The organism is Pokkaliibacter plantistimulans (assembly GCF_003194385.1).
Lineage (GTDB): Bacteria > Pseudomonadota > Gammaproteobacteria > Pseudomonadales > Balneatricaceae > Pokkaliibacter > Pokkaliibacter plantistimulans.
The window spans coordinates 1-7,150 of the sequence record NZ_LAPT01000185.1; the positions used below are offsets into that span (position 1 = coordinate 1).

The 7,150-nt window shown below is 58.5% G+C and carries 6 protein-coding genes; 5 read left to right on the top strand and 1 reads right to left on the bottom strand.

Translation table 11 applies throughout. From position 1 onward, the window contains the following. Positions 1-249: 249 nt before the first annotated feature. On the bottom strand, positions 250-846 hold the full coding sequence (locus WH50_RS25655) for a hypothetical protein (protein WP_110190318.1): 597 nt from the start codon (positions 844-846) through the stop codon (positions 250-252). 391 nt (positions 847-1,237) lie between these two features. Between WH50_RS25655 and WH50_RS27065 the strand changes: the two genes are divergently transcribed. The 5 genes from WH50_RS27065 to WH50_RS25670 all read left to right on the top strand — a co-directional run bounded on the left by WH50_RS27065 (position 1,238) and on the right by WH50_RS25670 (position 7,063). Next, a complete protein-coding gene (locus WH50_RS27065) occupies positions 1,238-4,123 on the top strand; it encodes an HD domain-containing phosphohydrolase (RefSeq protein ID WP_110190320.1) in 2,886 nt (961 codons plus the stop codon). 172 nt (positions 4,124-4,295) lie between these two features. Beyond that, on the top strand, positions 4,296-4,586 hold the full coding sequence (locus WH50_RS26755; RefSeq protein ID WP_207780502.1) for a hypothetical protein: 291 nt from the start codon (positions 4,296-4,298) through the stop codon (positions 4,584-4,586). Continuing rightward, positions 4,576-5,139 (top strand): hypothetical protein, encoded by a 564-nt coding sequence (locus WH50_RS26760; protein ID WP_207780504.1) that lies wholly within the window; start codon positions 4,576-4,578, stop codon positions 5,137-5,139. Before WH50_RS26755 ends, WH50_RS26760 begins: the two co-directional genes overlap by 11 nt. A 12-nt stretch (positions 5,140-5,151) precedes the next feature. Beyond that, positions 5,152-5,532 carry a transposase gene (locus WH50_RS26765; RefSeq protein ID WP_207780508.1) on the top strand — a complete coding sequence of 127 codons (381 nt, stop codon included), beginning with the start codon at positions 5,152-5,154 and terminating at the stop codon, positions 5,530-5,532. 523 nt (positions 5,533-6,055) lie between these two features. Then, the gene (locus tag WH50_RS25670) at positions 6,056-7,063 is read left to right on the top strand and encodes an AraC family transcriptional regulator (protein WP_165838573.1); all 1,008 of its coding nucleotides are present in this window, start codon (positions 6,056-6,058) and stop codon (positions 7,061-7,063) included. Positions 7,064-7,150 lie beyond the last annotated feature (87 nt).

Sequence of the window (7,150 nt, forward strand, 5' to 3'; positions counted from 1 at the left end):
AATACAAAGCGGGCCAGTACGGCCCGCTTTGTCTTAACAGGCTGTTGAAAAACGTTATCGAGGCAGCCGAGACAAGGAAGAAACAGGCGAAAAAGCGGAGTTTAGTAAACTAAATGAGCATTTGACTCGCTCCGCTCGCCCCTTCGGGGCCGTGCTAAAGCACGTTCAGCCTTTGGCTGTGAGCCTGTTTTTGACGCGGTATTCGGCAACGCAGATAGATTTTCAACGACCTGTTAATCAGTCAACAGCTCAGGCAGCAATCAACAGCTCGGTCAGGCCGCCCTGTCGCAGCATGCGCTCGGCCGTGCCGGTCTGATCTTCCCCGGCCATTAGCCGCACCATCTCGATCAGCACGATCACAATGGCCTGATCCGCACCGGGGGTGGACGGATGGCTTTCGCTAAGCTGAGCGCCACGGGCATTCTTGATGCCACCCTGAGTGGCCCCCAGCAGCGCCATGGCCAGACTTTCCAGCGTCAGCTTGTCGGTGCTTTCCAGACCAATCTGGGTGATGGCGTCCTGCAGACGGCGGCTGCCGGTAAAGTGCTCGTTCAGCGCCTCATCATCCAGCTGCCAGTTGAACCAGAACGGCTGCGACGTCGATACCGCCAGCATGACATTGAGCTTGTCGGCCAGCCGCTGATCCGGCAGCCGCAGAATGGCTTCTTTCAGTTTGGAACGATGATTGGTCGGCAGATGGCTGAAGCACATCAGCCCGGTCAGCAGCGTCAGGCTGCCTTCCTGCTCACGCAGGGACCGTTCGTAGGGGGTGAGATCCATCACCCGCACCAGCATGGCGAGGGGATTATTGAGGAAACGCTGCAGCAGCGACGCACTTGTAGACATAACGACTCCTTGTCGAACAGAAACATCCCAAAAACCCGGGTAACGGTAAGGCCACCGTTACCTCTCCGAGACTGCCGGCTGTTGCCGCTCAGGCACAGGTTCCCGGAAACAGGTGCCCGCAAAACGGGGCCACCTACCCTAACAAATACCCCGCCTGCAGGCAAAAAAGCACGAGGGGGATATGCGCCTTCGAACGTGTTCACGATCTCGGGCAAGACAGCGGCTATCGCTCTATTGTGCTGGAGTAACGACGCCAATTTTTCGCACTTATGTGCTATTTCCACAAAGTCGCAGTTGACCAAATCGTGTCTATACTCAGTGAAGCTTCCGCCCCGGAGTTTCGGAGGAACGTGATGCAGTAGCACCCCACTTTTGTTTATGGACCGCGCCGATGTCAGGAAGTACACGCCGTTTGTCACTGCAGTTCCTGTTTATTTTCTCCATCGTCTTTCTGATGCTGCTGACCAGCGGCATCTTTATCTATCAGGGCATGCGTGGCAGTGAAACCGCACTGGTGTCGGCGGCAGGTGAATCTGCCCGTCAGCTCAGTGCCACCCTCAACGAGCGTATCCGCCGCCTGCTGGAACCGGCGGAAAGTACCCTGCGTCTGCTGTCATTTGACAGCATCTCTGCCGCCACCAGCATGCCCGAGCGTCTGGGGCGGTTGCAGGTGTTCAGTGAAGTGGTCGCCAACAATCCGATGATCGGGGCGGTTTACGTCGGCTACCCCGATGGCGAGTTTTTCCTGCTGCGCAAGCTGGCGACGGAAAAGCAGCGCAACTACTTCTCCGCCCCGGCAGACAGCGCCTATATCGTGCAGAGCCGCAGCCTGCAGCCCGATGACAACATCATCGGCGAATGGCGCTTCTACGACCGCAACCTGCGCCTGCTCGACCGCTGGCAGATGAGCACCTACCAGTTCGACCCGCGCAGCCGCCCCTGGTATATGCGCGCCAGTGAAAGTAATGACGTTACCCTGACCCCGCCCTACGTATTCTTCAGCACCCATGAAATCGGCGTGACGCTGGCGCGGCGCAGTGCTGACGGGCTGGCGGTGATTGGTATGGATGCCTCGGTGTCAGACCTGAGCGCCGAGATGCGCTCGCTGCAGATGACCCCCAACACCCGCATTGCGGTGATTGCCGACGACGGCAAGGTGATGGCCTATCCGCAGATTGAGGAGCACCTGCAGCGCAGCCGCAGTGATATCAGTCTGCCCATGGTGCAGCAGCTCAATGCCCCGGCGCTGGAATACCTGTACAACAACCCGCCCACCAAAACCGGCCCGCAGTCATTCAGCGTCAATGGCACGGACTGGTTTGGCGTGGTGGAGCCACTGACCGCCGTGCACGGCAATCATTCGTCGGTGTATATCAGCCTGCCCGCCAATGAGTTGCTGGCCCAGACCCGCTCACTGATGATCAGCAACCTCAAGCTCACCGCGCTGATGGCGGTAGTGCTGATCCTCATCGGCTGGATTCTCGGCCACCGCCTGACCCGGCCACTGCAACGCCTGACCGACCAGATTCAGGCCCTGACCGAGTTCAACTTTGGCAGCCATACCCGCATCAATACCCGTCTCAAGGAAGTGCATGAACTCAGCGGGGTGATCGACAAGATGACCGCCACCATCCGCAACTTCCTCGCCATTACCCATGTGCTGAGTCAGGAAACCCGCATCGAGGCCATGCTGGAGAAAGTGCTGCGCCGTCTGGTGGCCGCCACCGGCCTGTCGGGCGGCGCGGTCTATCTGTGGAATGAGCAGGAAAATTGCTTCGTGCTGGCTGGCACCACGGCGGTCAGCGACTGCCCGACCCGCATCCACGCCCAGCAGCAGCCTGACGGCTCAGTGACCCGCAATGAGCGGTTACTGAGTGATCAGCTGCCCGCCAGTGACAGCTGGCACGAAGTGGTGCTGCGCAACCGTGAGCAGGAGCTGCTCGGCGTGGTGGCGCTCAAGGTGCCCGCGGAAATGCAGCATACCGACAAGGCCGACTTCCACTACTTCATCAATGAAATGACCGGGGTGGTGGCCATCGCTATCGATACCCGCCAGCTGATCGAATCGCAGGAGCAGCTGCTGGAGGCCATCATTAAACTGCTGGCCGACGCCATCGACGCCAAATCACCGCATACCAGCGGCCACTGCCAGCGCGTGCCGGAGCTGGCCATCCTGCTCAGTGACCGTGCCAGCCGCAGCCAGCAGCCGCGTTTCCGCCACTTTTCCATGAGCGAAGCTGACCGCACCGTCTTCCGCATTGCCGCTTGGCTGCATGACTGCGGCAAGATCACCAGCCCCGAATACGTGGTCGATAAAGCCACCAAGCTGGAAACCCTGTACAACCGCATTCATGAAGTCCGCACCCGCTTCGAGGTATTGTGGCGCGATGCCGAGCTGGACTACTGGCGCGGTATTGCCAGCGGCGAGCCGGAGACCCTGATGCAGGACCAGCTGCACGCACGGCAGCAGCAACTGCAGGAAGATTTTGCCTTTATCGCCAATACCAATATTGGCGGTGAGTTCCTCGATGAAGAGGCGGTGGTGCGCATCCAGCAGATCGGTGACCAGCTGTGGGTGCGTCATTTTGATGATCGTCTGGGGCTGTCGCAGGAAGAGCGTGAGCGCTACGACCGGATTCCTCATCCGGCATTACCGGCCACCGAACAGCTGCTGGCCGACAAACCGGACCACATCTTCCACTGGCATGGCCGCCGTCCGCCGGTCGAGCACGACAACCCGGCCAACCGCTGGGGCTTCGATATGCGCGCCCCGGAAGTGGCCTACAACCTCGGCGAGCGCTACAACCTCGGCATCCGCCGCGGCACCCTGACCGAAGAAGAACGCTTCAAGATCAACGAACATATCGTGCAGACCATCATCATGCTCGATGCCCTGCCGTGGCCGCGGCCACTGCGGGATGTGCCGCGCATCGCCGGCAGCCACCATGAGCGGCTGGACGGCAACGGCTACCCCCGCCGCCTGACCAGCCCGCAGATGTCGGTACAGGAAAAGGTGCTGGCCATTGCCGATGTATTTGAAGCCCTGACCGCCGCCGACCGCCCCTACAAACCGGCCAAACCGCTGTCAGAATCCATCCGCATCCTGTTCTTTATGGCCCGTGACCAGCATCTGGACCCAAGCCTGCTGCATCTGTTTCTGGAGTCCGGCGTTTATCTCGAATACGCCCACCGCTTCCTGAAACCGGAGCAGATTGATGAGGTGGATATTCCGGGTTATCTGCAAAAACTGGAGGAATTGCTGGGCGTCAGTGTGTGAGCTGCGCCCGGGGTATGGGGGATTGTGGGCAATCCGCCCAAGTTAATAAAAAACCAATATAAATCATTGACTTATTGATGTTTTATGCGATCGCCGTCCGACTAACCTGCTTCTTGGCTCCTGTGTCGGACGGCGACCAATAGGGAACTCATTCCTCTGCGGCTGTATTCCCATGTCTCTTTCTGCCCTGCTTCAACGATTTATGACCTTTCTGCACTCTGATACGTTCGCACAACAGGCGCGTCACCCTGATTACCCCAATGGCTTTTCACGACAACGTAAATTGCCGCTGACCTCACTGATTGCCTGCATGCTGCGCTCCATGAGTAAAAGCGTGCAGGTGGAACTGGATCAGTTCTTTGCCTCCTGTCAGCACCAGCCCGGCCTCTCTCATTACGTATCAGAACAGGCCTTCGCCCAGGCGCGCCAAACTGTCTCACTCCGCCTTTACCGTGCTGAATGATCACCTGCTGGCACTGCTGGAAAGCGAGTCTTTGATACCACGCTGGCGTGGCTTGCGTCTGATCGCGGCAGATGCCTCGCACCTGAATCTGGCGGTGCGGGCCTGTCACTGGGCATGTACTGCCCGACCACAGCAGCGGGCCTTCGGCCTCTATCTGGTCGAGGCTGAAATGATGTTAGCCGCCTCGCTGTACTCCACCCAGGTGGGTGAACGGCAGATGCTGTTTGAGCATCTGGACCATCTGCGCTCAGATGACTTGCTGTTGCTGGATCGCGGTTACCCCTGCCGCTGGCTGGTGGCGGTATTAAACCAGCGTGAGGTGCCTTTCTGCATGCGGGTAGATGCGCTGAGCTATCGCTGTGTCAAGGAATTCATGTCATCCGGTCAGAAGGATAAAGACGTGATGCTGCCCGCTCCCAGCCAGCAGGACGCCGTCTCGTATGAATGTCTGTCCACCCCTCAGCCCGTGCGACTGGCCAAATACCGGACGCTAAACGGGAAGGTCCATGGGGTGATGACGAACCTGATGGATCGTCATCGCTTTCCTGCCTGAGTCTTTAAGGCGCTGTATCATCGACGCTGGCGTATTGAAGAGGCGTTCAAGCGGTTAAAGCATCGGCTGCAGATAGAGCAGGTATCGGGGTTGTCCCAGCGCGCCGTCATGCAGGATTTTGCCGCCAGGATCGTCTGTGACAATCTGGAAAGGGTGGTGGTGATGTTCACCGAACGGCAGCATCGGATCCGCGTTGGTCAGGCGATCAACCGTGCATACGGTCACATGATGTTGAGAGATATTTTGCCCGTGGTCCTGACCGCCATGAAGTGGTTGGTGGAAGCAACAAAGCAGATAGCACGCTGTACCTTTACCCGACGACCGGGCACGTCTAAGCCCCGACCAAAGGACCGGGGAAAGCCACGTAAACATTTGACTCAAAAGACATGCTGAGGCTTAACTTGGGTGGATTGCTCTTCCACTTCCTCACAGCCCCACCGCTCCCCCCACCGCTCCCACACACTGGCCGCACTGGCTTGGCGTCTGCCTTGTAACTCTGGCAACACCTTTGATAAGCCAAAACGACCAGAAAAAGCACCGGGGTTTATCCACATACTGCAGGCACTATCCGCTCAACCCCCTCCCTGCCAGACTTTGCTGACGGTCAATAAACGGCATCGCGGGCGCCTCAAAGTGCTACTTTCCGTGACCCTGACTGATCCGTTCAGGTGCAGTGGCAGCGCTGTTCGCATAGGCGGCATCCGCCTGCCCTGACTATCTCGCTGTTTTTTCGCGCTTTTTCAGCGTAATTCACGGCGCGGCCAGCCACCGCCAGTGAGGAGGCCGGGGGCACCGAATTTGCATGAATAGTGAAAAAGTGCCGACAGAGCACCATGGCAGACAAGCTGGCCGTAAGCACGGCGACAGGGTCATCCCCGGCGACCTGCCACTACCGTGAGAGTCAGGAATCACCCCGATGAGAGCCAGCAACTGCATTGAGTTCCACGATGTGCACGCCGATCATCATGATCTGGATGGCGCCCGCTCGTGGATGTCCATCATCTGTGGCCCCCATTCGCTGCGGGCCGATGTACCGCGGCATATCCAGTTTCACTACACCGGCAACCGCTTCAAATCCATGTCGACCACCCTCGGCCATATCGAGTACGGCACCGATGTCACCATCGGTGTGGAAGACATCATTCAGCTCAACTGCTACAGCATCAGCCTGCCCGTCAGCGGCCAGCAAGAGCTGAGCAAGGACGGCGAACGTCACATTTCCGATCAGGATACCGGCCTGATCATTTCACCCGACCAGCATCAGCAGCTGACCATCGGCGGTAACTGCCGCAAGATGCAGGTGGCGATTGAGCGCAACGCCATGCGCTCGGTGCTGGAATCAATGTTAGAGCGCAAGATCGACAAGCCCTTGCAGTTTGCCTCGCGGGTGGAGGCAAGCAACGGCGGCACCGGCTCCTGGTGGCGCATGGTGCGCTACTTCATGGATGAGATGGAAAGCGCCCGTGATCTGTTCCAGCACACCGCCTTTTCCCGCGATATGGAAACAGCGCTGATCAAGGGGCTGATTCTGGCGCAGCCAAGCAATTACACGGATGAACTGCACAGTCGCTACGACACCCGCCTGCCGCATTACCTGCTGCGCGCCCGACAGTTCATCCACGATCACGCCCGCGACAACCTCTGTCTGGAAGATATCGAGCAGGCCGCAGGCGTATCCCGCTTCAAGCTGTTTGATGCCTTCAAGCAGCACGCCGGGATGTCTCCCATGGCCTACCTGAAAAAGTACCGGCTGGAATGTGCCCGACGGGCGATTCTGGAAGACTTTTCCACCCGCAATGTCTCAGCCATTGCCATGGAATGGGGCTTCAGCCATCTGGGCCGCTTTGCCAGCGACTACCGCAAACTGTTCGGTGAAAGCCCATCGGAAACTGCGCAGCGCTTTCATCACAAGCGACTGTCCTGAGCCAACAGGTTCCCCGTATTCACGTTCTTACTGCCCATGCTCTTAGCAGGCTGTTGAAAAACGTCATTGAGGCAGCCGAGACAAGGA

Coding starts and splice junctions, on each gene's coding strand:
- WH50_RS25655 (WP_110190318.1), bottom strand. CDS start 846: ATGTCTACAAGTGCGTCGCTGCTGCAGCGTTTCCTCAATAATCCCCTC.
- WH50_RS27065 (WP_110190320.1), top strand. CDS start 1,238: ATGTCAGGAAGTACACGCCGTTTGTCACTGCAGTTCCTGTTTATTTTC.
- WH50_RS26755 (WP_207780502.1), top strand. CDS start 4,296: ATGTCTCTTTCTGCCCTGCTTCAACGATTTATGACCTTTCTGCACTCT.
- WH50_RS25670 (WP_165838573.1), top strand. CDS start 6,056: ATGAGAGCCAGCAACTGCATTGAGTTCCACGATGTGCACGCCGATCAT.